The sequence below is a fragment of the Zoogloea sp. 1C4 genome (assembly GCF_009469605.1).
GTDB lineage: Bacteria > Pseudomonadota > Gammaproteobacteria > Burkholderiales > Rhodocyclaceae > Zoogloea > Zoogloea oryzae.
In genome coordinates this window covers 100,220-122,917 of sequence record NZ_SSXU01000012.1, presented here as the reverse complement: position 1 = coordinate 122,917, position 22,698 = coordinate 100,220, and the positions used below count along the sequence as shown (strand labels likewise).

The 22,698-nt window shown below is 63.4% G+C and carries 27 protein-coding genes; 10 read left to right on the top strand and 17 right to left on the bottom strand.

Annotated elements, in window-relative coordinates:
* Positions 1 to 60: 60 nt before the first annotated feature.
* From atpD to GH681_RS15200, 8 genes are all read right to left on the bottom strand, one after another.
* Positions 61 to 1,437 carry a F0F1 ATP synthase subunit beta gene (gene atpD / locus GH681_RS15235; RefSeq protein WP_153162346.1) on the bottom strand — a complete coding sequence of 459 codons (1,377 nt, stop codon included), beginning with the start codon at positions 1,435 to 1,437 and terminating at the stop codon, positions 61 to 63.
* A 27-nt stretch (positions 1,438 to 1,464) separates the two neighbouring features.
* Positions 1,465 to 2,334, bottom strand: coding sequence for a F0F1 ATP synthase subunit gamma (gene atpG, locus GH681_RS15230; protein ID WP_153162345.1), 870 nt, complete (start codon positions 2,332 to 2,334; stop codon positions 1,465 to 1,467).
* Positions 2,335 to 2,355: 21 nt separating this feature from the next.
* The gene (gene atpA, locus GH681_RS15225; protein WP_153162344.1) at positions 2,356 to 3,894 is read right to left on the bottom strand and encodes a F0F1 ATP synthase subunit alpha; all 1,539 of its coding nucleotides are present in this window, start codon (positions 3,892 to 3,894) and stop codon (positions 2,356 to 2,358) included.
* 11 nt (positions 3,895 to 3,905) lie between these two features.
* Positions 3,906 to 4,442 carry a F0F1 ATP synthase subunit delta gene (locus GH681_RS15220; RefSeq protein WP_153162343.1) on the bottom strand — a complete coding sequence of 179 codons (537 nt, stop codon included), beginning with the start codon at positions 4,440 to 4,442 and terminating at the stop codon, positions 3,906 to 3,908.
* Positions 4,443 to 4,445: 3 nt separating this feature from the next.
* Positions 4,446 to 4,919 (bottom strand): F0F1 ATP synthase subunit B, encoded by a 474-nt coding sequence (locus tag GH681_RS15215; RefSeq protein ID WP_153162342.1) that lies wholly within the window; start codon positions 4,917 to 4,919, stop codon positions 4,446 to 4,448.
* 35 nt (positions 4,920 to 4,954) lie between these two features.
* Positions 4,955 to 5,200 carry a F0F1 ATP synthase subunit C gene (gene atpE / locus GH681_RS15210; protein ID WP_079434620.1) on the bottom strand — a complete coding sequence of 82 codons (246 nt, stop codon included), beginning with the start codon at positions 5,198 to 5,200 and terminating at the stop codon, positions 4,955 to 4,957.
* A 61-nt stretch (positions 5,201 to 5,261) separates the two neighbouring features.
* Positions 5,262 to 6,104 carry a F0F1 ATP synthase subunit A gene (gene atpB / locus GH681_RS15205; protein WP_153162341.1) on the bottom strand — a complete coding sequence of 281 codons (843 nt, stop codon included), beginning with the start codon at positions 6,102 to 6,104 and terminating at the stop codon, positions 5,262 to 5,264.
* 2 nt (positions 6,105 to 6,106) lie between these two features.
* Entirely contained in the window at positions 6,107 to 6,448 is a 342-nt protein-coding gene (locus tag GH681_RS15200) for an ATP synthase subunit I (RefSeq protein WP_153162340.1), read from the bottom strand.
* A 185-nt stretch (positions 6,449 to 6,633) separates the two neighbouring features.
* Between GH681_RS15200 and GH681_RS15195 the strand changes: the two genes are divergently transcribed.
* From GH681_RS15195 to GH681_RS15170, 6 genes are read left to right on the top strand one after another with little or no spacing between them, the layout of a single operon-like run.
* On the top strand, positions 6,634 to 6,945 hold the full coding sequence (locus GH681_RS15195) for a helix-turn-helix transcriptional regulator (protein ID WP_153162339.1): 312 nt from the start codon (positions 6,634 to 6,636) through the stop codon (positions 6,943 to 6,945).
* 17 nt (positions 6,946 to 6,962) lie between these two features.
* A complete protein-coding gene (gene aas, locus GH681_RS15190; RefSeq protein ID WP_153162338.1) occupies positions 6,963 to 9,101 on the top strand; it encodes a bifunctional acyl-ACP--phospholipid O-acyltransferase/long-chain-fatty-acid--ACP ligase in 2,139 nt (712 codons plus the stop codon).
* A gap of 15 nt (positions 9,102 to 9,116) precedes the next feature.
* Positions 9,117 to 9,938, top strand: a complete 822-nt coding sequence (gene rhlP, locus GH681_RS15185; RefSeq protein WP_153162337.1) for a rhombotarget lipoprotein — start codon at positions 9,117 to 9,119, stop codon at positions 9,936 to 9,938.
* Complete coding sequence (gene rrtA, locus GH681_RS15180; RefSeq protein ID WP_153162336.1) at positions 9,928 to 10,464, top strand: rhombosortase; 537 nt, start codon at positions 9,928 to 9,930, stop codon at positions 10,462 to 10,464. The genes rhlP and rrtA overlap by 11 nt, the downstream gene beginning before the upstream one ends.
* Positions 10,461 to 11,693, top strand: a complete 1,233-nt coding sequence (locus GH681_RS15175) for an amidohydrolase family protein (RefSeq protein WP_153162335.1) — start codon at positions 10,461 to 10,463, stop codon at positions 11,691 to 11,693. Before rrtA ends, GH681_RS15175 begins: the two co-directional genes overlap by 4 nt.
* The gene (locus GH681_RS15170; RefSeq protein ID WP_153162334.1) at positions 11,690 to 13,570 is read left to right on the top strand and encodes an MFS transporter; all 1,881 of its coding nucleotides are present in this window, start codon (positions 11,690 to 11,692) and stop codon (positions 13,568 to 13,570) included. The genes GH681_RS15175 and GH681_RS15170 overlap by 4 nt, the downstream gene beginning before the upstream one ends.
* 8 nt (positions 13,571 to 13,578) lie before the next feature.
* On the opposite strand, the gene GH681_RS15165 is transcribed toward GH681_RS15170, so the two are convergent.
* The 7 genes from GH681_RS15165 to earP all read right to left on the bottom strand — a co-directional run bounded on the left by GH681_RS15165 (position 13,579) and on the right by earP (position 18,957).
* Complete coding sequence (locus GH681_RS15165; protein ID WP_153162333.1) at positions 13,579 to 14,175, bottom strand: hypothetical protein; 597 nt, start codon at positions 14,173 to 14,175, stop codon at positions 13,579 to 13,581.
* Positions 14,176 to 14,180: 5 nt separating this feature from the next.
* The gene (locus tag GH681_RS15160) at positions 14,181 to 15,146 is read right to left on the bottom strand and encodes a DUF3365 domain-containing protein (RefSeq protein ID WP_153162332.1); all 966 of its coding nucleotides are present in this window, start codon (positions 15,144 to 15,146) and stop codon (positions 14,181 to 14,183) included.
* A gap of 11 nt (positions 15,147 to 15,157) precedes the next feature.
* The gene (locus tag GH681_RS15155) at positions 15,158 to 15,850 is read right to left on the bottom strand and encodes a hypothetical protein (RefSeq protein ID WP_153162331.1); all 693 of its coding nucleotides are present in this window, start codon (positions 15,848 to 15,850) and stop codon (positions 15,158 to 15,160) included.
* A 159-nt stretch (positions 15,851 to 16,009) separates the two neighbouring features.
* Positions 16,010 to 16,552: a YaeQ family protein gene (locus GH681_RS15150; protein WP_153162330.1), complete on the bottom strand. Its 543-nt coding sequence runs from the start codon at positions 16,550 to 16,552 to the stop codon at positions 16,010 to 16,012.
* Positions 16,553 to 16,621: 69 nt separating this feature from the next.
* Entirely contained in the window at positions 16,622 to 17,020 is a 399-nt protein-coding gene (locus GH681_RS15145) for a hypothetical protein (protein WP_153162329.1), read from the bottom strand.
* Between the two features lie 174 nt (positions 17,021 to 17,194).
* A complete protein-coding gene (efp, locus tag GH681_RS15140) occupies positions 17,195 to 17,755 on the bottom strand; it encodes an elongation factor P (protein ID WP_153162328.1) in 561 nt (186 codons plus the stop codon).
* Positions 17,756 to 17,811: 56 nt separating this feature from the next.
* A complete protein-coding gene (gene earP / locus GH681_RS15135; RefSeq protein WP_153162327.1) occupies positions 17,812 to 18,957 on the bottom strand; it encodes an elongation factor P maturation arginine rhamnosyltransferase EarP in 1,146 nt (381 codons plus the stop codon).
* Between the two features lie 296 nt (positions 18,958 to 19,253).
* On the opposite strand from earP, the gene GH681_RS15130 reads away from it, so the two are divergent.
* The 3 genes from GH681_RS15130 to GH681_RS15120 all read left to right on the top strand — a co-directional run bounded on the left by GH681_RS15130 (position 19,254) and on the right by GH681_RS15120 (position 21,560).
* A complete protein-coding gene (locus GH681_RS15130; RefSeq protein WP_153162326.1) occupies positions 19,254 to 19,523 on the top strand; it encodes a hypothetical protein in 270 nt (89 codons plus the stop codon).
* A gap of 386 nt (positions 19,524 to 19,909) precedes the next feature.
* The gene (locus GH681_RS15125) at positions 19,910 to 20,383 is read left to right on the top strand and encodes an SRPBCC family protein (RefSeq protein WP_153162325.1); all 474 of its coding nucleotides are present in this window, start codon (positions 19,910 to 19,912) and stop codon (positions 20,381 to 20,383) included.
* 43 nt (positions 20,384 to 20,426) lie between these two features.
* Positions 20,427 to 21,560, top strand: a complete 1,134-nt coding sequence (locus GH681_RS15120; RefSeq protein WP_153162324.1) for an alanine--glyoxylate aminotransferase family protein — start codon at positions 20,427 to 20,429, stop codon at positions 21,558 to 21,560.
* A 36-nt stretch (positions 21,561 to 21,596) separates the two neighbouring features.
* Here GH681_RS15120 and GH681_RS15115 read toward each other — a convergent pair whose 3' ends face one another.
* A complete protein-coding gene (locus tag GH681_RS15115) occupies positions 21,597 to 21,863 on the bottom strand; it encodes a hypothetical protein (RefSeq protein WP_228111924.1) in 267 nt (88 codons plus the stop codon).
* A 124-nt stretch (positions 21,864 to 21,987) separates the two neighbouring features.
* On the bottom strand, positions 21,988 to 22,272 hold the full coding sequence (locus GH681_RS15110) for a helix-hairpin-helix domain-containing protein (protein WP_153162323.1): 285 nt from the start codon (positions 22,270 to 22,272) through the stop codon (positions 21,988 to 21,990).
* 179 nt (positions 22,273 to 22,451) lie between these two features.
* On the opposite strand from GH681_RS15110, the gene GH681_RS15105 reads away from it, so the two are divergent.
* Positions 22,452 to 22,655 carry a hypothetical protein gene (locus GH681_RS15105; protein ID WP_153162322.1) on the top strand — a complete coding sequence of 68 codons (204 nt, stop codon included), beginning with the start codon at positions 22,452 to 22,454 and terminating at the stop codon, positions 22,653 to 22,655.
* The last annotated feature ends 43 nt before the right edge of the window (positions 22,656 to 22,698 follow it).

Here is a 22,698-nt window from a genome sequence, read left to right as displayed (position 1 = left end):
AGCTATATCCTCCTCAAACCGGCGGTGCCATCAGGCGCCGCCGGGCGATGGTCGCATTGATCAGAGGGTCTTCGCTTTTTCGAAGACTTCTTCGATCGGGCCGACCATGTAGAAGGCCTGCTCGGGCAGGTGGTCAACTTCACCGCTGAGGATCGTCTTGAAGCCCTTGATCGTTTCCTTCAGGGGAACGTACTTGCCGGGGGAACCGGTAAACACTTCCGCCACGAAGAACGGCTGGGACAGGAAACGTTGGATCTTACGAGCGCGGGAAACAAGCAGCTTGTCTTCCGGAGCCAGTTCGTCCATACCCAGAATCGCGATGATGTCGCGCAGTTCCTTGTAACGCTGAAGGGTCTGCTGAACGCCACGAGCGGTGCTGTAGTGCTCTTCGCCCACGACCAGCGGATCGAGCTGGCGGGAGGTGGAGTCGAGCGGATCCACAGCCGGGTAGATACCCAGGGAAGCGATGTCACGCGACAGCACGACGGTCGAATCCAGGTGGAGGAAGGTGGTCGCAGGCGACGGGTCGGTCAAGTCATCCGCAGGCACATACACGGCCTGGATGGAGGTGATCGAGCCCACCTTGGTGGAGGTGATACGCTCCTGCAGACGGCCCATTTCTTCGGCCAGCGTCGGCTGGTAACCCACCGCAGACGGCATACGACCCAGCAGCGCGGACACTTCGGTACCGGCCAGGGTGTAACGGTAGATGTTATCCACGAAGAACAGGATGTCACGACCTTCGTCACGGAAGCGCTCGGCCATGGTCAGGCCGGTCAGCGCCACACGCAGACGGTTGCCGGGGGGCTCGTTCATCTGACCGAACACCATCGCAACCTTGTCGAGAACGTTGGAGTCCTTCATTTCGTGGTAGAAGTCGTTGCCCTCACGGGTACGCTCGCCCACGCCAGCAAACACCGACAGACCGCTGTGCTGCTTGGCGATGTTGTTGATGAGCTCCATCATGTTCACGGTCTTGCCCACACCGGCGCCACCGAACAGACCGACCTTACCGCCCTTGGCGAACGGGCAGATCAGATCGATAACCTTGATGCCGGTTTCGAGCAGATCCACGGACGGGGACAGCTCGTCGAACTTCGGGGCCTTCTGGTGAATGACCCGACGCTCGTCACACTGGATCGGACCGGCTTCGTCGATCGGACGACCCAGCACATCCATGATGCGGCCCAGGGTACCGTGGCCAACCGGCACGGCAATACCCTTGCCGGTATTCGAAACTTGCATGCCACGACGCAGGCCGTCCGAAGACCCCAGCGCAATGGTACGCACAACGCCGTCGCCCAGTTGCTGCTGAACTTCAAGAACCAGTTCAGCACCTTCCAGGGTAAGGGCGTCGTAAATCTTGGGCATCGCGTCGCGCGGGAACTGCACATCCACCACGGCGCCGATGCATTGAACGATCGTTCCTTGACTCATCGTCGTTTCCCCAAACTTGTTAAAGCGTTACACCGCGGCTGCGCCGCCGACAATTTCAGACAGTTCCTTGGTGATCGCGGCCTGACGGGTCTTGTTGTAGACCAGTTGGAGTTCGCCGATCACGCTTCCTGCGTTGTCGGAGGCTGCCTTCATCGCCACCATCCGGGCACTCTGTTCGGACGCCATGTTCTCGGCGACGGCCTGGTACACCAGCGCTTCGACGTAGCGCACCAGGAGTTCGTCGATCACCACCTGCGCATCCGGCTCGTAGAGGTAGTCCCAGTTCCCTTCCGGGGTACCGAGACGCTCGCCGGTCAGCGGGAGAAGCTGCTCAAGCTGAGGTTCCTGCTTCATCGTATTGATGAAGCGGGAGTAAACAATGTGCACTTCATCCAGCTCGCCATTCTGGAACGCATCGATCATGACCTTGACGGGTCCGATCAGCTTTTCCAGGTGGGGAGTGTCCCCGAGCTGGGTGACATGCGAGACCACCTTGGCACCCAGACGCTGCATGAAACCCAGCCCCTTGTTACCGATGGCGGTCACGCGAATGTCGGTGACTCCATTGCTTTCCCAATCCTTGAGCGCGTTCAACCCGACACGCAAGGTGTTGGTGTTGAGGCCACCGCACAGACCCTTGTCGGTCGTGACGACGATGAGCCCCACACGCTTGGCATTGTCCTTCTTGACGAGGAACGGATGCTTGTAGTCGGTGATGTTGGCTGCAGACAGATTCGCGGCGAGACGGCGGATCTTCTCGGCGTAGGGACGGGCAGCCCGCATGCGGTCTTGAGCCTTCCGCATCTTGGACGCTGCCACCATCTCCATGGCTTTGGTGATCTTTTTAGTGTTCTGGACACTCTTGATCTTGTTACGGATCTCTTTACCGCTAGCCATATTGCTCTCCGTATGCCCGCGTTAAGCCCAGCTCTTCTTGAACTCTTCGATGACAGCAGCGAGCTGCTTGGCACCGTCGGCGTCGAGATCCTTGGTCGTTTCGATCTTGGTAACCAGATCGGCGGCCTTGGTCTTGACGTACTGGTGCATCGCGGCTTCGCAGGCCAGGGCACGCTTGACATCGACATCGTCGAAAGCGCCCTTGTCGACCGCGAACAGCGTGATCGCCATTTCCGAAACCTTGAGCGGAGCGTACTGCTGCTGCTTCATCAGTTCGGTAACGAGACGGCCGCGCTCAAGCTGCTTGCGGGTGGCTTCGTCCAGGTCGGAAGCGAACTGCGCAAACGCAGCCAGCTCACGGTACTGGGCCAGTGCCAGACGCACACCGCCGCCGAGCTTCTTGATGACCTTGGTCTGAGCAGCACCACCGACGCGGGACACCGAGATACCGGCGTTGATAGCGGGGCGGATACCAGCGTTGAAGAGGTCGGTTTCCAGGAAGATCTGGCCGTCGGTAATCGAGATCACGTTGGTCGGAACGAACGCGGAAACGTCGCCGGCCTGGGTTTCGATCACGGGGAGAGCGGTCAGCGAACCGGTCTTACCCTTGACTTCACCCTTCGTGAATTGCTCGACGTAGTCTTCGGACACGCGGGCAGCGCGTTCGAGCAGACGGGAGTGCAGGTAGAACACGTCGCCGGGGTAGGCTTCACGGCCAGGCGGACGACGCAGCAGCAGGGAAACCTGACGGTAGGCCCAGGCTTGCTTGGTCAGATCGTCATAAATGATCAGGGCGTCTTGACCGCGGTCGCGGAAGTATTCGCCCATGGTGCAGCCGGAGTACGGGGCGATGTACTGCATCGCGGCGGACTCGGAGGCGGTCGCGGCGACGACGATGGTGTATTCCATCGCGCCGTGCTCTTCGAGCTTGCGAACCACGTTGGCGATGGTCGAAGCCTTCTGACCGACCGCAACGTAGATACACACCATGTTTTCGCCCTTTTGGTTGATGATCGCATCAACCGCAACGGCAGTCTTACCGGTCTGACGGTCGCCGATGATCAGCTCGCGCTGGCCACGACCGACGGGAACCATGGCGTCAACCGACTTGAGGCCGGTCTGCACCGGCTGGGACACCGATTTACGCCAGATCACGCCCGGAGCAACCTTTTCGATCGGCTCGGACAGCTTGGCGTTAACCGGGCCCTTGCCGTCGATCGGCTGGCCCAGGGAGTTAACAACACGACCGATCAGCTCGGGGCCGACCGGAACTTCAAGAATACGACCGGTGCACTTGACGGTGTCACCTTCGGAGATGCCTTCGTATTCGCCCAGAACCACAGCGCCGACGGAGTCGCGCTCGAGGTTCATCGCGAGGCCGAAAACGTTGCCGGGGAATTCCAGCATTTCGCCCTGCATGGCATCGGACAGGCCGTGGATACGGCAGATACCGTCAGTCACCGACACCACGGTACCTTCGGTACGGGCATTCGCCGACAGTTGCAGGTTCTGAATCCGACTCTTGATCAGGTCACTGATTTCAGAGGGGTTAAGTTGCATAGCTTATGCTCCTAGTTCTTTAGCGCGGCGGCCATGTTCGCGAGCTTGCCGCGGACCGAGGCGTCGATGACTTCATCCCCAACGGCGATCTTGACCCCACCGATCAACTCGGGGTCGACACTGACGGTTACGTTGAGCTTGGCCTTGAAGCGGGCTTCAAGGTCGGCGATCAACGTCTTCAGCGTGGAATCGTCCATCGGGAAGGCAGAGGCGATGCTCGCCTCCTTGACACCTTCGTGTTCGTTCTTGAGAGCAACGAACAGGTCACGGATCTCGGGAAGCACTTGCAGACGCTCGTTGTCGACAAGAACGCGGACATAGTTCTGCTGTTCGGCAGTCAGTCCGGTACCGGCCACATCGAGGAAGAGTCCAGCCAGTTGCTCGGGCTGGAGCTTGGGATCGGTGATGCAATCCCGCATTTGCGGATCAGTGGCGATTGCCGACAGCTGATCAAGTGCTTCCGACCAAGGCCCCAGCGCATTGCCCGCAGAAGCGAGCTGAAAGGCTGCTTCAGCATAGGGGCGTGCGATGGTGACGTTCTCGGCCATGGCTTATTGAAGTTCCTGTTTCAGGTTGGCCAGCAGGTCAGCATGGGCCTGAGCGTTGATCTCCTTGCGGAGGATCTTCTCGGCACCAGCGACAGCCAGATGGGCGACCTGATCGCGCAGGGCTTCCTTGGCACGCTGAGCAGCGACGCCGGCTTCGGCTTCGGCGGCTTCACGGGCCTGGGCAATGATTCGGGCGGCTTCGGCGCGCGCTTCGTCGAGGAATACTGCGGCCTGCTTTTCAGCAGAGGCACGGACGTCCGTAGCGGACTCGCGGGCCTTGCGCATTTCTTCGACGACTTTCTTCTCGGCATGTGCGAGATCGCTCTTCGCCTTGTCCGCAGCCGCCAGCCCGTCAGCGATCTTCTTCGCGCGCTCATCGAGTGCCTTCACAATGGGGGGCCACACGAACTTCATCGTGACCCACGCCAGAATGAAGAACACAACGAGCTGGGCTACCAGGGTTGCGTTCAGATTCACGGTAATCTTCCTTTAGTCAGGTTGAACCGCGAAACTTAGATCTTGAACGGGTTGGCGAACGCAAACATCATGGCGATACCGACACCGATCAGGAACGCAGCGTCGATCAGACCGGCCAGCAGGAACATCTTGGTCTGCAGGGCGTTCATCAGCTCGGGTTGGCGAGCGGAAGCTTCCAGGTACTTGCTACCCATGATGCCGATACCGATACAGGCACCGATAGCACCCAGACCGATGATCAGACCGGCGGCCAGAGCAACAAAACCGAGAACGTGTTCCATGACTACTCCTTTAGTTGAGATGATTTAAATAGAAACCGAAACGACTGCTTGAAACTGAAACTTAGTGGCTTTCGTGCGCCTGACCAATGTACACCAGGGTCAGCATCATGAAGATGAAGGCCTGCAGGGCGACGATCAGGATGTGGAAGACGGCCCAGATGGAGCCCGCAACGACATGACCGAGGAAGCCGAAGACAGTGGCGGTGCCGCCCATCAGCGCGATCAGCATGAACACCAGTTCGCCAGCGTACATGTTGCCGAACAGTCGCATGCCGTGGGAGACGGTCTTGGCCAGGAATTCGATCATCTGCATCAGGAAGTTGATCGGATACAGGAGCGGGTGGGAACCGAACGGCGCGGTGAAGAGCTCATGCACCCAGCCACCAAAACCCTTGATCTTGATGTTGTAGTACAGACAGATCAGCAGGACACCAATGGACATGCCGAGGGTGCCGTTCAGGTCGGCGGTGGGAACGACGCGGAGGTAAGCGTGCTCGTCACCGGAGATGAGCGCCCAGATCTTGGGAAGCAGATCGACCGGCAGGAAGTCCATGGAGTTCATCAGGAAGATCCAGAAGAACACCGTGAGAGCGACGGGCGCGACGAACTTGCGGGATTCGGCGCTATGCACGATGCCCTTGGCCTGGTCGGCGACCATCTCGACGAGAATTTCGATTGCGGCCTGGAAGCGGCCGGGAACACCGGAAGTGGCGCTGCTCGCGCACTTGATCAGGATCAGCAGCGTGACGATGCCGAGACCGATCGAGAAGAACAGGGTGTCAAGGTTCCAGACACTCCAGTCAATGATCGCAGTCTGGGCATGACCCGTGCTGTTCAGGTGGGTCAGGTGGTGGACGATATATTCGCCAGCGGTGGGTGCGTGGGCTTCGTGGCCAGTACTCATGGTCAGGTCTTCACCAAAAATGCAAACAAATTCGCCTTAAGCGCCACGACCAACCCGATGAACAACGCCAACCAATGGACGTCTGGATACACGAGTTGAACGGTCGCCAACAATCCTACGGTTGACGCGATCTTCAGAAACTCGCCAACAAAAAACGCAAGCGGGTACGACGCAGCCGGCCGCTTTGAAACAAAGTGCAGGCGCAGGGCGAACAACAAATTGGGAAGAACACAGGCTGCGCCTCCCAACGCCGCCGACAACGCACCGCGCACCCCTGTAATCGCTCCGACGATCAATGCCGTCAGAATTGTCGCGCCTATCTGCAGGAATACCGCTTTGAACATGGCTCTCTGCGTGGCACGCCGGGTGTTGCGCCGTCCGCCGTACGAAAAACACGCGGATCCTACGGGTTAACCGTGACAAAGTCAATTACTGACGCACCGCAACATCGCATCAGGGGCTTGAAATTCCGCAGTTCGCCACAAGGGGGCGCTTGACATGCCCGAAAAACATATCGATGATTATCGACATGAACAAGAACTACTCCCGGTCGATCCCCGAAACATGGCGTGATATCTCCGCCATCTTTGCCGCGCTGGGCGATGAACATCGCCAGCGCATCCTGCTCACCTTCGAGCCGGGTGAGCGCCTCAACGTGGGGCAGATCGCAGAGGTCTCGACCCTCGCCCGCTCCACGGTTTCCCACCACCTCAAGGTGCTCCGCGAGGCTGGCGTGCTGATCGCCGAGCGGCAGGGCAAGGAGATTTACTTCCATGTAAACAAGCCTTTCCTGCAAGACGCCTTCGGCAAGGTGACGACTTACCTCGACACCGATCTCTGATCCACTCCGCACGAATCATGCGAAATCTCGTCAAGTCCGTTCTGCGCCGGGTGGCCGGCCTGCTGTTCCGTGTGCGGGTCGCCGGAGCGCTGCCCGATGTCCGCTCGCGCCTGCTGGTGGTGGCCAATCACGAATCCTTCCTCGACGGCCTGCTCCTCGGGCTGTTCCTGCCCCTGGACCCGGTGTTCGTGGTGCACACCGGCGTGGTGCGCAATCCGCTCTTCAGGCTGATGCTGAGCCTGGTGGATTACCTCGCCGTCGACCCCACCAGCCCGATGGCCATGAAGAAGGTCATCCGTCTTATAGAAGAGGGAAGACCGGTGGTGATCTTTCCGGAGGGGCGCATCACGACCACCGGCAGCCTGATGAAGACCTACGACGGCCCGGCCTTCGTCGCCGCCAAGACCGGTGCGACCATCCTCCCGGTGCGCATCGACGGCGCGGCGCGCAGCTACTTCTCGCGGCTCGCGGCCCATGTGCCGAAGCGCCTGTTCCCCCAGATCAGCCTGTTCCTGCGCCCCACCACGACGATCCCGATGCCGGTGGCGTCCACCGCCCGCCAGCGTCGCCGCAAGGCTGGCGAGGCGATGCGGCGGCTGATGCAGGACATGATCTTCGCCACCCGCCCCACGCAAACCCTGTTCGAGGCGATCCTCGATGCCGCCGACATCCAGGGCCACGGCCACACGCTGGTCGAGGATCTGAAGCAGATCGAATACACCTACCGGGATCTCATCAAGATGTCCCTCGCCCTCGGCCGCCTGGTGGCCCGCGAGAGCACGCCTGGCGAGCGGGTCGGCCTGCTGCTGCCCAACCTGGCGCCCACCCTCGGGCTGGTCTTCGGCCTCACCGCCCACCGACGCGTGGCGGCGATGCTCAACTACACCGCCGGCGTCGATGGCATGCAGGCCGCCTGCACCGCCGGGCAGATCCGCACCATCCTCACCTCCCGCGCGTTCGTCGAGCAGGCCAAGCTGGGCGACAAGCTGGCGGCGCTCACCGATGTGCGTCTGGTGTGGCTGGAAGATCTGCGCGACCGGATGACCCTCGGCGACAAGCTCTGGTTGATGGCCTGGGCGCTACCCTTCCCCCGCGCCGCGCTGCCCGCCGGCTCGCCGGAAGACGCCGCGGTGGTGCTGTTCACCTCCGGCTCCGAAGGCAAGCCGAAGGGCGTGGTGCTGTCGCACCGGGCGCTCCTCGCCAACATCGCCCAGATCCGCGCGGTAGTGGATTTCTCCATCGACGACAAGATCCTCAACGCGCTGCCGCTGTTCCACTCCTTTGGCCTCACCGCCGGTGGGCTGCTGCCGGTGCTGGCTGGAGCCAAGGTCTTCCTCTACCCGTCGCCGCTGCATTACCGGGTGATCCCCGAGCTCGCCTACGACCGCAACTGCACGGTGCTGCTGGGCACCAGCACCTTCCTGGGCAACTACGCCAAGTTTGCCCACCCCTACGATTTCTACCGCCTGCGCTACGTGATCGCCGGCGCCGAGAAGCTCACCACGCCGGTGCGCGACCTGTGGTTCGAGAAGTTCGGCATCCGCATCTTCGAAGGCTACGGCGCCACCGAAACCGCGCCGGTGCTGGCCGTCAATACGCCGATGGCCTTCCGCAGCGGCACGGTCGGGCAGTTCCTGCCAGGCATCCAGCACCAGCTGGTGCCGGTGCCCGGCATCCCGTCCGGCGGCATGCTCCACGTGAAGGGCCCCAACCTGATGTCCGGCTACCTCCGCTTCGAGCAGCCCGGCGTGCTGCAGCCGCCCGTCTCGCCCGCCGGCGAAGGCTGGTACGAAACCGGCGACGTGGTGGAGATCGACGACGACGGTTTCGTGAAGATCGTCGGCCGGGTGAAGCGCTTCGCCAAGGTCGCCGGCGAGATGGTGTCCCTCGAAGCGGTCGAGAAGCTCGCCGCCGCCGCCGCGCCCGGCGCGGCTCACGCTGCCTCGACCCAGCCCGACGCCAGCCGCGGCGAGAACATCCTGCTGTTTTCCACCGATCCGACGCTCACCCGCGACCGCCTCCAGGCCGCCGCCCGCGATGGCGGCTGGCCGGAGATCGCTGTGCCACGCCGGGTCGTCCTGGTTGATGCGCTGCCGCTGCTCGGCACCGGCAAGATCGACTACGTCACCCTCAAACAATGGGCCGAGAAGGCCTGACAACCCGGAGAACCCATGCGTCATCGCACCCTTGCCGCCCTCGTCGCCTCAGCACTGATTTCCACCGGCTGCGCCACCTGGTTCAATCCCCCCGAGAGCACCCACCGCGCCAGCGTCGTGGATTATCTGTACCCGCAGAACGAGCGGCCCGCGCTCAAGCCCACCGTCCCAGAGCTGCACCTGCCGCTGCGCGTCGGCATCGCCTTCGTGCCCGGCGACCTCAGGGGAGACCTGCCGGAAGTCGAACGCAACAACCTGCTCAACCGCGTCAAGAGCGCCTTCTCCAACCGGCCCTACATCGACAGCATCCAGGTGATCCCGACAACCTACCTGCGTAGCGGCGGCGGCTTCGGCAACCTGGAGCAGGCCGCCCGCATGTTCAACGTGGATGTGGTCGTCCTCCTGTCCTACGACCAGATGCAGTTCAGCGACAACAACCGGCTGTCGGTCTTCTACTGGACCATCGTCGGCGGCTATCTCGTCAACGGCAGCCAGTACGACGTGAGCACGCTGGTGGATGCGTCGGTTTTCGACGTGGCGAGCCGCCAGCTGCTGTTCCGCGCCCCGGGCACCAGCCAGCTCAAGGGCAGCTCGCCGCTGGTCAAGTTTGGCGAGGCATCCCGCGAGGCCCGTACCGAAGGCTACCGCCAGGCGGTGGACTCGCTCATCCCGCAACTCGACGCCCAACTGGAAGCCTTCCGGCAGCGGGTAAAGGAGCAGAACGCCGCCCGCATCATCCACACCTCGCGCAGCTCCGGCGGCGACAGCGGGCTCGCCGGCCTGGGCCTGTTTGGCGTCACGGCCGCCGTGGCGATCTACCGACGTCGTGCTGGCTGAACATTGGCGCCTGGGGTTGCCCGCCGGGCTGCTGCTGGTCGCCAGCCTGCTGCCGGGCGAGGCGATGGAGCTGAACCGCCAGGCGGTCGCCGAAGGTCAGCTCTGGCGGCTATGGACGGGCCAGTTCTGCCACTGGTCGGTGCTCCATCTGGCCGGCAACCTGGCGGCGGCGGTGGCGATCTGCGTGATCGCCGGCCGGCCGATCCGCCCGTGGCTGGCCGCGCTGCCGCTGGTGGCGCCGCTGCTTTCCCTCTTCCTGCTGGCGGCCGTGCCAGGGCTGGAGCGCTACCGCGGTCTGTCCGGGTTGGTGGCCATGCTGGTGGTGGGCGCGGCAATCGAAGGCGGGCTCGTCGGGCGGATTCTGGCGGCGGCCTACCTGGCCAAGCTCGGCTTCGATGCCTTCACCGGCAGTCAATCCGCGCTCCTGCCGGAAGGCATCGCCGTCGCCTGGCCGGCCCATCTGGGTGGATTGTTGCTGGGCCTCGCCACCGCCGGCTGGCTTCATTTGAGACGAAACCCACGATGAATCGCCGTCATTTTCTGCTGGCCGGGCTGGGCGCCTCGGCGCTGCTGGGCGTCGGCGCGGCCAGTGCCGCCCGTCAGCGGGTGTGGAATCCGTGCCGCGCCACGTTGCCACCGGCCGTCCTCGAGCACGACATCGTCCGCGCTGCGTGGGACGGCATCGATGCGGGCAAGCTGTGGGACGTCCACGCCCACCTCGCCGGCACCGGCGACAGCGGCGGAGGCATCCAGATGAACCCGCGGATGCTGAGCCCGCTCCACCCCACCGAATACATCCAGCGCCTGTTCTACCTCAACGCCGGCTGCGCCCACGAGGCGCAGGGCCGGGTGGACCAGAGCTACGTGGAACGCCTGCACAACCTGGCCGACGGCATGCGGCCGAGCTTCAAGCTGGTGCTCTTCGCCTTCGAGCAGACCCACGACGCCAGCGGCCGGCCACGCCCCGATCTCACCGCCTTCCACGTGCCCGACCGCTACGCCCGCGACGTGGCCCGCGCCCATCCGGCTTACTTCGAGTGGGCCTGCTCGATCCACCCGCTGCGGGAAGACTGCGTCGAGGCGCTGGAAGCCGCCGCGCGCGATGGCGCCCGGGCGGTGAAATGGCTGCCGCCAGCCATGGGCATCGACCCGGCCTCGCCGGCCTGCGACCGCTTCTACACGGCGCTGGCCCGGCTCGACCTGCCGCTCATCACCCACGCCGGCGAGGAGAAGGCCGTCCACGGCGCCGGCCGGCCGGAATGGGGCAACCCGCTGCGCCTGCGCCGGGCGCTGGATCACGGCGTGCGGGTGGTCGTCGCCCACTGCGCAACCCTCGGCGAAGATCGCGACGAAGACCGCCTGCATGGCGGCAAGGTCGCCAGCTTCGATCTCTTCGCCCGGCTGATGGCCGAACCGCGCGCCGAGGGCCGGCTCTTTGGCGACATCTCTGCGATCACCCTGCGCAACCGGCGCATCGACGTGATCCGCCAGCTCGTCGAGCGCGACGACTGGCATGCCCGTCTGCTGTTCGGCACCGACTATCCACTGCCCGGCATCCTGCCGCTGGTCTCGCCGGCCCAGCTGGCGGCCGAAAAACTCCTGCCGGCCCACGCCGTGCCGGTGCTTGAAACCATTCGCGAGCACAATCCGCTGCTTTTCGATTTCGTCCTCAAGCGCACGCTGCGCGCGGGGGCCCAACGTTTTGCCACCGGCGTCTTCGAGACGCGGGCCTTCTTCGACCGGAAAACCCCATGAGTTCCCAGTTCCGCCTGCTCCGCGAGCAGCGCTTCCGCCCGTTCTTCCTGACCCAGTTTCTCGGGGCGTTCAACGACAACCTGTTCAAGAACGCGCTGGTGGTGCTGCTCACCTTCCAGGCGGCCAGCTGGACGACCATCGACCCGGCGCTGCTGGCCAACCTGGCGGCGGGGATCTTCATCCTGCCATTCTTCCTGTTCTCGGCCAGCGCCGGCCAACTCGCCGACAAGTACGACAAGGCGTACCTCACCCGGCTGGTGAAGGTGCTGGAGATCGCCATCATGGCGGTGGCGCTCGCGGGCTTCCTGGCCCACAGCCTGACGGTGCTGCTGGGCGCGCTGTTCCTGCTCGGCTGTCATTCCACACTGTTCGGGCCGGTGAAGTACGCGCTGCTACCCCAGCACCTGCACGAAGACGAGCTCGTCGGCGGCAATGCGCTGGTCGAGGCGGGCACCTTCGTGGCGATCCTGCTCGGCACACTGGTGGGCGGGCTGTTGGCGGCGGCCGACCACGGTGACCTGTGGATTGCCGGTGGCGGGCTGGTGGTGGCGGTGGCGGGCTATCTCACCAGCCGTGGCGTGCCGCCGGCCCCGGCACCGGAACCCGGGCTGAAGGTCAATCCCAACCCGATCTCCGAGACCTGGCGCAACATCGGCTTCGCCCGCAAGGATCGACCGGTGTTTCTGGCGATCATGGGGATCTCGTGGTTCTGGCTGTACGGCGCGCTGTTCCTGGCCCAGTTTCCGGCCTACGCGAAGAACGTGCTGGGCGGCGGCGAGGGCACGGTGACGCTGCTGCTGGCCACCTTCACGATCGGCATCGGGCTGGGCTCGCTGCTGTGCGAGAAGCTCTCCGGCGGTCATGTGGAGATCGGGCTGGTGCCCTTCGGTTCGATCGGGCTCACCCTGTTCGGGCTGGACATCGCGCTGGCCTCGCCGTCGGTGGTGCCAGCCGGGGCGCCACTGGCGATCGGCGCGGTGCTGGCCCAGCCGGGCATGTTCCGGGTGCTGCTGGCGCTGCTGATGCTGGGGGTGTTCGGCGGCTTCTTCATCGTGCCGCTCTACGCGATGATGCAGAGCCGCTCGGCGCCGGCCCAACGGGCGCGGATCATCGCCGCCAACAACATCCTCAACGCGCTGTTCATGGTGGTTGGCGCCCTGTCGGCCGGGGCGCTGCTGGGCGCCGGGCTGACGATCCCGATGCTGTTCGGCGTGGCGGCGCTGATGAACGCGGCGGTGGCGATCTACATCTACCGGCTGGTGCCGGAGTTCCTGCTGCGCTTCATCGTGTGGCTGCTGGTGCATAGCGTGTATCGCCTGCGCACCGAAGGCATCGAGCACATTCCGGCCGAAGGGCCGGCGGTGCTGGTGTGCAACCACGTGAGCTTCGTGGATGCGCTGGTGATCGCGGCGGCGTGCCGGCGGCCAATCCGCTTCGTGATGGACCACCGGATCTTCCGCTGGCCGGTGCTGTCGTTCGTGTTCCGCCACAGCCGGGCTATCCCGATCGCACCGGCCAAGGAAGACGCGGTGATGATGGAAGCGGCCTTCGCCGAAGTGTCGAAGGCGCTGGCCGAGGGCGAGCTGATCGGGCTGTTTCCGGAAGGGAAGATCACCGCCGATGGCGAGCTGTGCCCGTTCCGTCCGGGGCTTGCGCGCATCCTTGACGCCAACCCGGTGCCGGTGGTGCCGATGGCCCTGCGCGGGCTGTGGGGCAGCATGTTCTCGCGCAAGGACGGCCCGGCCCTGTCGCGCCCTTTCCGGCGCGGCCTGTTCAGCCGCATCGAGCTGGTGGCCGGGCCAGCCCTGCCGCCGGAAACCGCCAGCCTGCCGCAGGTTCAGCTGCAGGTTGCGATGCTTCGCGGCGACTGGAAGTAAGACGCCGCTCAGGCCGCCATGACGGCCCGGATCGGTTGCACGTTGCCCCCCAGCCGCGACGCCAGACGGGGCCGGACGAGCACCACCGCCATCGTGACCGCACACACCAGGATCACGACGAAGAGCGCGATGAAGCCGCTGTAGCCGAAGGCGTTGGTGAGCGGCTTGGCCACCCCGATGAACGCCGCGTAGATCCACGATGAGGCGCTGATCGCCCCAAACACCGAGGGCAGCGTGGCGGCCTTCAGGGCGTCATGATGGCTACTCCTGAAGGTCGGAAACGCCACCAGATGCAGGGCCAGGCTGTTGATGGTGAGCACCGCCACAACGGTGAGCTTGGCCAGCAACTTGGGCTTGCCGAGCAGCGCGTCAAAATCGAGACCAAGATCAAGAACGACGATCGCCACGCCGGTAGCCCACAGCACGGCAAGGGCAATCGTTGCAAAAACAGCTGCCCGCTGGAGCAGGCCCGAATCAATGCGCTCGCGCCCGAAGATCGCGTAATCACCAATGGCCACGGCCGAGGCTGCACCCGCCAGGGCGAGCAGGTGAAGGTAGATCATGAACATCCGGGACGTTGCCACGGGATCGATGGTGAGTTCCATGGTTATCAGCGCTTAGTCATCTTGCGGTAGAGATATTCGATCGAGGTGTGCATCGCCTTGACCGCCGTATTGAGTTCGTGGATTTCGTTGGCCGAGGCGTGCTCACCCTCGACGAACTCCACCTTGTCGAGCTTGGCTCCGGGCTCGGAGTTGGACGCCGCGAGGGCAAACTCCCGCACCTTACGGACCGGCACGATCACCTGCTGACGGATGAAGAGCAGCAGACCGGCCACGCCGACAGCGATCGCCCCCAGCGCCAGCCACACCTGGCGGTCGAAGCGCTGAACGAAGCCGGCAAAGCTGAATTCCAGGGGAATCGCCACGCTGATCACGCCGGCGAGCTTGCCTTCCTCATAGCCGTAGCCCTGGGGCCCAGGGTAGAGCGCAGCAACCGCGGGCGGCGCCTCGGCGGGCACCCCGTGGCAGCGCAGACAGCCCTTTTCCGCCACCAGGCGGCGGGCATACAGCAGCTGGCCGTCGCGGACTTCGCTGTACTCGGTTGCCCCGGATTCGCGGATCGCGTTCATCGCCACCTTGTCGAATTCGGACGGCGCATTGTTGGGGTTCATGAACCGGTCGGACGTCATCCGGAACTTGGCCTTCGCCGGCGAAGCCATCGTGATGTCCGACAGCTCGCGCTGCACCAGCGCGGGGTTCTTGCGATGGAAGGCAGCCAGGTTCGACATGGTCGAATCGCCGCCAGCCGCCGTCGAAGACGCCTCGCGCTCCAGGAAGCTGCCCACCTGCAGTTTGGGATCGCGGGGATCGTCCTTCACCCACACGCCGCGGTAACGGGTGGCCCATTGGCCAAAGTTATCCACCATGTCCGCCACGGTGCGGGCCTGGTTGCGGATCTCGCTCACATAAACGGATGAGCCGATGAGATAGCTGGCCATTGCCGCCACGAGCGCCAGCACGATCAGGATCAGCGTGAATTGATAGGAAAGGGAGAGTTTCTTGAAGACGTTCATGGAGATTTCGGTCAGGCCAGCAATTCACGGAGAAAATCGGACCGCGCCTTGCCGCTATTCACATGGGCGGCAACAGCTTCGGCAAAGACACCGACAGGAACACCATCGGGATGTTTTGAATAGAGCTCGTCGAGAACGTCATCGACCATCATGCTGGCGACCGGACCCGCGTATTTCCTGAGCAGGATTCGCGCGCCTTCTATCACGACGTCAATTTCGGGAAGAGGCTGATCGATTCTCGCCACCGCTTTCGGGGCGGGCTCGGCGGATGGGACGACCCCCATCGCAACCGACTTGAGCGCATCGAGAATTGCCGCTGCCGTGCGGCTGATGAATCCCGTCGCACCAGAAGCGACGGCCATGCCTTCCATGCCGGAAAGCAGCGAATTCGTCATGAGGAATAGCGGCGTCGCGATGCCATTGCGGCGCATCTGCCTTCCGAGGCGGAACCCGCTGCCGCCATTGGCCAGGGACGCTGCGTCGCAGAAGACCGCACCGAAGCTCGCGGATGCGCACATCCTGAGCGCGTCCTCGACGGAATCGGTGATCTTCGCGACCTTCACGAGGCCCGGCGGAACGACCCTGGCATCGGTGGTAACAAACAGAACAGCTGTCGACATGGGGAATTCCCGGTTCGCAAGTTCATGAAGCGAGATGTCATGAAAATCACCGACAAGGTGCGTTTCGACTTCGTGGCGGTCCATGAATCACAATCTGACAAATGATTGTCAAATTATGCAAAGAGGCGAACGGAATTCCCTTCTATAACCTTCGATCTATGTGACGGAAATCACGACCGACATTCCGATGAATTGAACCAAATTGGGTTAATTCAAAACATGTCAATAATTCATTAAAACCAATCAATTCGCGAAAATAGATTCCGGAATAATCGACAGGGTTTTTTCCCCGGCTGAAAACCAGACTTCCCCATCTTGAATGGTGCAGCCTAATTCCATGGAGCGCTCGGCCAATCCGGCGAGTGCGCGGGAACTTTCCACATTCAGCGAAAAAATCTTCAGGTTCTGAAGGCGGCTGAGAGTCGCGCTTTCCTTTTGCCACCAGATATCGACGGTGCGGCCACCGTAGGCCAGTACGATGACTTCATCGGCCCGTCCTGCGGCGCGGCGCAGCAGGCGTTCGTCAGGCAGACCGACCTCGATCCATTTGAGGATCCGGCCGGTGTCGTCCTTCAGCCACAGGGCCGGTTCGTCGTCGGTGGAGATGCCCCGTCCGAACTGCAGGCGCTCGTCGGCATTGAGGGCGAAAGCGAGGATGCGCACCATCATCCGTTCGTCGGTCTCGGAGGGATGCCGGGCGATGGTGAGCCCGTGCTCGGCGTAGTAGCCACGATCGAGGTCGGAGACGTTGAGGGTGGCGCGGAAGATGGTGGACTTGAGGGCCATGAACGGAATACTCGGTCAGAAAAAGAAAAACCGGGCACAAGGCCCGGTTTCGACTGCTGGACGGACGGCTTACTTGCCGACGGCAGCCTTGGCCTTGTCGGCGGCTTCCTTGGCAGCGTCAGCGGTCGCGGCGGCCGCTTCCTTGCCAGCTTCCTTGGCGGAGCTGGCTGCGTCCTTGGCGGCAGCAACGGCATCCTTCGCAGCTTCCTTGCTGGCGTCGACGGCTTCCTTGCCAGCTTCCTTCGCAGCGCCAGCGGCGTCCTTGGCTGCATCGGTGGCGGAGCCGGCAGCGCTCTTGGCAGCTTCGGCGGCCTGCTTGGCGGCTTCTTCAGCCTTCTGGGCAGCTTCCTTGGCGGCGTCGGCAACGGCGGGGGCCGGAGCCGGGGCGGGCGCGGGCTCTTCCTTCTTGGAACAGGCGGCAAGGCCAATGGCGAGGAGGGCGGCGAGAAGAACGGAACGGGTATTCATCGGATGAGTCTCCAACAGGATGTTGAGGGGGTGCTCGGGTGAGCGGGGTCGGGGCAGGGTGCCCGACTGCAAATGCACGCGACATCGTAACGCATGAACCCGCCGATTGGATGACATCGGCCGACAAAGAAAAAGGCCCTGACGGGCCTCTTTCGACGGACAGCTGCACCAGGATTACTTCACGCGGTTGCGGTATTCGTCGGTGCGGGTGTCGATTTCGATCTTGTCACCGATTTCCACGAAGGCCGGAACCGACAGCTCGAAGCCGCTGGGGGCGATGCGGGCGGGCTTCAGGACCTTGCCGGAGGTGTCGCCCTTGACGGCGGGTTCGGTGTATTCGACTTCGCGGACGACGGTGGTCGGCAGTTCCACGGAGATGGCCTTGCCGTTGTAGAACACCACTTCGCAGGGCATGCCGTCGACCAGGTACTTGAGCGCGTCGGTCATGTTCTCGGCTTCGACTTCGTACTGTTCGTACTCGGCATCCATGAAGACGTACATCGGATCGGCGAAGTAGGAGTAGGTCACTTCCTTGCGATCGAGGACGACGATCTCGAACTTGTCGTCAGCCTTGTAAACCGACTCGGACGGGGCGCCGGTGAGCAGGTTCTTGAGCTTCATCTTCACAACAGCGGCGTTACGGCCAGACTTGTTGTATTCGGCCTTCTGAACCACGAGGGCGTCGCTGCCCACCATGATCACGTTGCCGGAGCGGAGTTCCATTGCGGTTTTCATGCTGTTTCCTGCTGTGCTGTTGATCGCGGCACGTGCCACGGATAAAAGGTAACTTATTATTCTATCTTATCTTTACAGAACTGCACCAGGTTTTGGGCGAGCTCGCCCGCCTCGCGCAGACCGCTCGACCATGCCTTGCCTTGGGCGGCCAGCGCGGGCAGCGCCTGCCGGAAAGCCAGCCAGGCTCCGGCAACGCCCTGTCCCCGGTTCCATGCCTGCCAGAAGGCGGTGACGGCCTCGGCGGCGGCCGGTTCCAGCCCCGGCCGGAAGCGGGCCAGGAAGGCATCCAGTTTTTCGAGGTGGGCATCCTCGTCCTGCACGTAGATGTGCCAAACGAAGGGATGCGCCGCCCACTGGGCGCGAACGAACGAATCCTCACCGCGCACGAAATTGAGATCGCAGGCCCACAGCAGCTCGTCGTACCGGGGCTGGGCGACGAAGGGCAGGATCTGCACGGTCAGGGCATCGCGCACCAGGCGGTCGCCGGCACGCAGGTCGGTGAGGCCGAAGATCGGTGCCACGCAAGGCAGCGCCCGCCCTTCCGGCACCAGGCAGGTGACCGGCGTCGGCCCCTGGCGCCAGAGTTCGAGCAGCTCGCCCAGAGCCGGCGTTTCGTAGCAGAACAGCGACACCCGCAGCTCGTCGGGAGCGGGCGGCAGCAGATCCAGGCCACGCCAGAAATCGGCTGGCGAGAAGCGCGCCCGGCGGGCGTCGTAGTCTGCCTCGCGGAGCAGGCCGCCGGTCTGCCGATCCAGCCCGGGAAAGAAGAAGTGCTGCCGCAAGGGCAGGCGCGGATGGGGCGACGGCAGGCGATGGCAGCCGGCCACCCAGTCTTCCGCGCTCAGGTATTCGAGATTGATCCACACCGGTTTCGGATCGCGCCGGGCCATCGCGTCGACAAAGCCATCGGGCAGGCCGCACGCAAAGGCCGCGACCACCACCGCGCCGGGTTCCACGTCCGGAAAGGGCGCGGTCCAGTGGCGGATCTCCACCCCTTCGACCTGCTGCACATCCAGCCCCGGAAGCACCGACGGCACCAGGCGGCAGGCGCTTTTCAGGTCGTCGATCCACAGGCGGACAGCGATGCCGTGTTCGGCCGCCAGTTGACGGGCAAGCCGCCAGCAGACACCTACGTCACCAAAGTTATCCACAACGGCGCAAAAGATGTCCCAGCAGGGCGCTGGAGAATGGGAGAGGGTCAAGGCTGGGGACAAACCGGGGAAAGGTGGACTGACAGATTGTGCACAAACCGGGTAAACGGCGCGAGGCTGAAATTCCTCAACAATCCGCACACACTTCGTGCCCTGCCGTGTCGACAGACTTATGAACTGCCCAAGTGGCTGAATGCGTTAGACTAAAGGGGGTTTTCCACAGAAAACCGGAAAGCGTTAACGTAAACAGTGTTTACATATAAATAAAAACTAACAACACCCTGTTGCGGAGACCACAGGGGCCAGTACGGCGCTGGCCGGAGTCAGAAACAAGAGAGGTAACCGCAATGCTGTCGATCATCGATCTCAGGGATTTCATCGACCTGGACAACGAAACCGTCCAGATCGTCAACGAAACCACCCAGCTTTCCGACGCCCAGGCCACCGCCCTGGCGCGCGAGCTGCTTCGCACCGAACGGGGCATCCACACACTGCACGAGATGTTCCGGGATCAGATCGCCCAGGCGGCCGAGAGCCACGACATCTTCCGGGAGCGGGACCTGCGCAAGGCCTACACCTACTTTGCCCGCAAGTACCCGATGCCCCGGATGCTGTGAGTTCCGGCAGCCAAACTGTGCACAAAGCGGCGGACAGGGCGGGTACAAACTGTGGGCAAGCAGTGATTCAGCACCAGGCTGAAAAACCCTCCCCAATTCGTCCAAGCGTTAACAGGCGCCCTTTCCAGAGCTTTTTCAAGTGAACAAAGGTTTGAGCTAAAACGGTTTTATCGGGTTATCCACAGAAACAGCCCGAGCATAGTTAACAGTATCTTTTATATAAATAGAAAACTTATAAAACCCAGTTCTGCAGCCAGCTCGCCAAACCTGAGCCCAAAATGGGCGTTCAAAACTTTTTTGGTGTGAGGCGTTAAATTCAGCCCTGATCAGGCTGACGGCGCGATACCGGAACCGATACACTGCGCAGCTGACTTCCGGAGCGAGCCTTGCGTTTCGAACACCTCATCGAGATCAACGACCCTCTCAATCCGCTCATCGAACCCCTCAGCCGCGAACAGGTGTGGGACGGCCTGATGTACCGGGTCGACGAACCCACGGTCTTCCTGCCCGGACTGGAACGCTGTGTGATCCTGTCCCGCAGCGCCGACCGGGTCGAACGGGAACTGTATTTCGGCCAGGTCCGCATCCGCGACACGGTGACCTTCGCGCTGCACGACTGGGTGTGCTTCGAATCCGCTGCGAACGCCGAACACGCCGGCGGCAGGCTGACGATCAGCCTCGGTCAGCCCGAGCCCGGGCGGCTGTTCCTGCGTTTCACCTACGAAACCACGCTGCCCGAGGGCATGGAACCGGGCGAATTCCTGCAGGTGTCGGAGTTCGTCAAGTCCGCCTACCGGGAATCGGACGTGGACACCGTTCGCATCATCCGGATGATCGCCGCCAACGGCCGGCCCCAGTAGGCGCCCGCCAGATCACGAAAAGACAAGAACAGCAGGAGATCCCATGACTATCGAACGACCCGCGATCCAATCCTTCCAGCCGCCGGTGCGCACCCTGATGGGCCCGGGGCCTTCCGACGTGCCGCCGCGGGTGCTTTCCGCCCTTGCCCGGCCCACCGTCGGCCATCTGGATCCGAGCTTCGTCGGCATGATGGACGAGGTGAAGACGCTGCTGCGCTATGCCTTCCAGACCCGCAACGACCTGACTTTCCCGGTTTCCGGGCCGGGTTCGCTGGGCATGGAGACCTGTTTCGTCAATCTGGTGACCCCGGGTGACAAGGTCATCGTGTGCGTGAACGGCGTGTTCGGCGGCCGGATGGTGGAAAACGTGCGGCGCTTGGGCGGCACGCCGGTGATCGTCGAGGATGCGTGGGGCTCGCCGGTGGATCCGGCCAAGGTCGAGGACGCCTTCAAGGCCAATCCGGATGCCCGGCTGTTTGCCTTCGTGCACGCCGAGACGTCCACCGGCGCCCTGTCGGATGCGGCAACCCTGGCGGCCATCGCCCGTCGCCACGACGCGCTGACGATCATGGACTGCGTCACGTCCCTGGGCGGCGTGCCGGTGCTGCTGGACGAGTGGGGCATCGACGCGGCCTATTCGGGCAGCCAGAAGTGCCTGTCGTGCACTCCGGGCCTGTCGCCGGTGAGTTTTTCGGAAGCCGCGGTGGCGCGCATCCGCGCCCGCACGACGCCCTGCCCGAGCTGGTTCCAGGATCTGGGCCTGGTGTTGGGCTACTGGAGCGGCGCCAAGCGCACCTACCACCACACCGCGCCGGTCAATCCGCTGTACGGCCTGCACGAATCCCTGGTGATCCTCGCCGAGGAAGGCCTGGAGGCGGCCTGGCAGCGCCATCGCGACAATCACCTGCGTCTGGCGGCGGGTCTGCAGAAGCTGGGGCTGGATTTTGTGGTGCGGGAAGACGCGCGTCTGCCGCAGCTCAACACGGTGTGGGTGCCGCAGGGCGTGGATGAGGCCGCCTGTCGGGCCCGTCTGCTGAACGAATTCGGGCTGGAGATCGGTGCCGGCCTCGGCGCCCTGGCCGGCAAGGTGTGGCGCATCGGCCTGATGGGCCACTCGAGCCGCGCATCCAACATCGCCCTGTGCCTGGCGGCGCTGGAGACGGTGATCCGCGGCTGATTCCAGCCTCCGGATGTGCCAGCGAGGCAGTCGGCCCTAGCGGGTGGCTGCCTCGATTTCTTTCCGGCGCTGCTCGGCCTGTTGCTGGGCAGCGTCGAGCTGGTTGGTGATCTGGACCTGGGCGGCCTTGGCCTGTTCGGCCTCCTGGGCCTTGAGCTTCGCGGCGGTGGCGGCGCTGCTGCCGACATCGCCAAGGCCGCAGGCGCACAGCAGCAAGGAGGCGGCGACGGACACCACGCTGCCCGGCAGGGCGCGGGATGGAAAGCGACGGCCGGATTGCGGATCTTGTGGTCTGGTTGGCATGGTTTTCTCCGGAAAAAAGGCAGGCCAGCGGCCATTCTGCGCCGTCCGGAGCGGGTTCGGGGTGGTTACCGGGAGGTGACGGTGGCGCCATGCCGGCAGCCACCGTCATCGGGGGCGGAAGGCCTTACTTCTTTGCGCCTTCGCCGCCAGCCACGCTCAGTTCGCCCTTCAGCTTGGCGATGCTCTTTTCGCCAAAGCCCTTCACGTTCTTCAGGTCGTCCAGGCTCTTGAACGGGCCGTGCTTGCTGCGGTAATCGACGATGGCCTGGGCCTTGGACGGGCCGATGCCCTTCACGCCGTCGAGGTCGGCCGGGGTGGCGGTGTTGATGTTGACCGCCGCGAAGGCGAGGTTGATGCCGGCAAGGCCGAGACCGAGGGCGCACACAAGGCGGGACAGGATGTTTTTCATGATGCTCTCCGGTTAAATGACCTTTGTATTTTACTGTAAGAAATAACACTAAATGCAAGCGGAATTTTCATGACTGATTTCGTTGTCGCCTGCACGTCCGGCAACATTTGGAGACTGTTTTCGCCATAACCGATGGCAGGTTCGCGCGTTGAAGGGGGACATCCTCGCTGGAGCGCTCCATGAAACGCCTGATCGCCACTGTTCTCCTCGCCGCTTCCCTTGGCGGCTGCATCGTTGCGCCGCCGGCCCCGGGCTACTACGGCCATCGCCATCCGCGCTACGTGGAGCCACCGGTGGTGGTGGTGCCGCCCTACCCCGGTCACGGTGGCCCGCGCCACGGCTGGGATCGTGACCGGGGCGGAGACTACGGCCGGCGCTGGTAAGCCGCTGGCGTAAAGCTGGGCAAATTTCCGCCGGCGGAGGCGG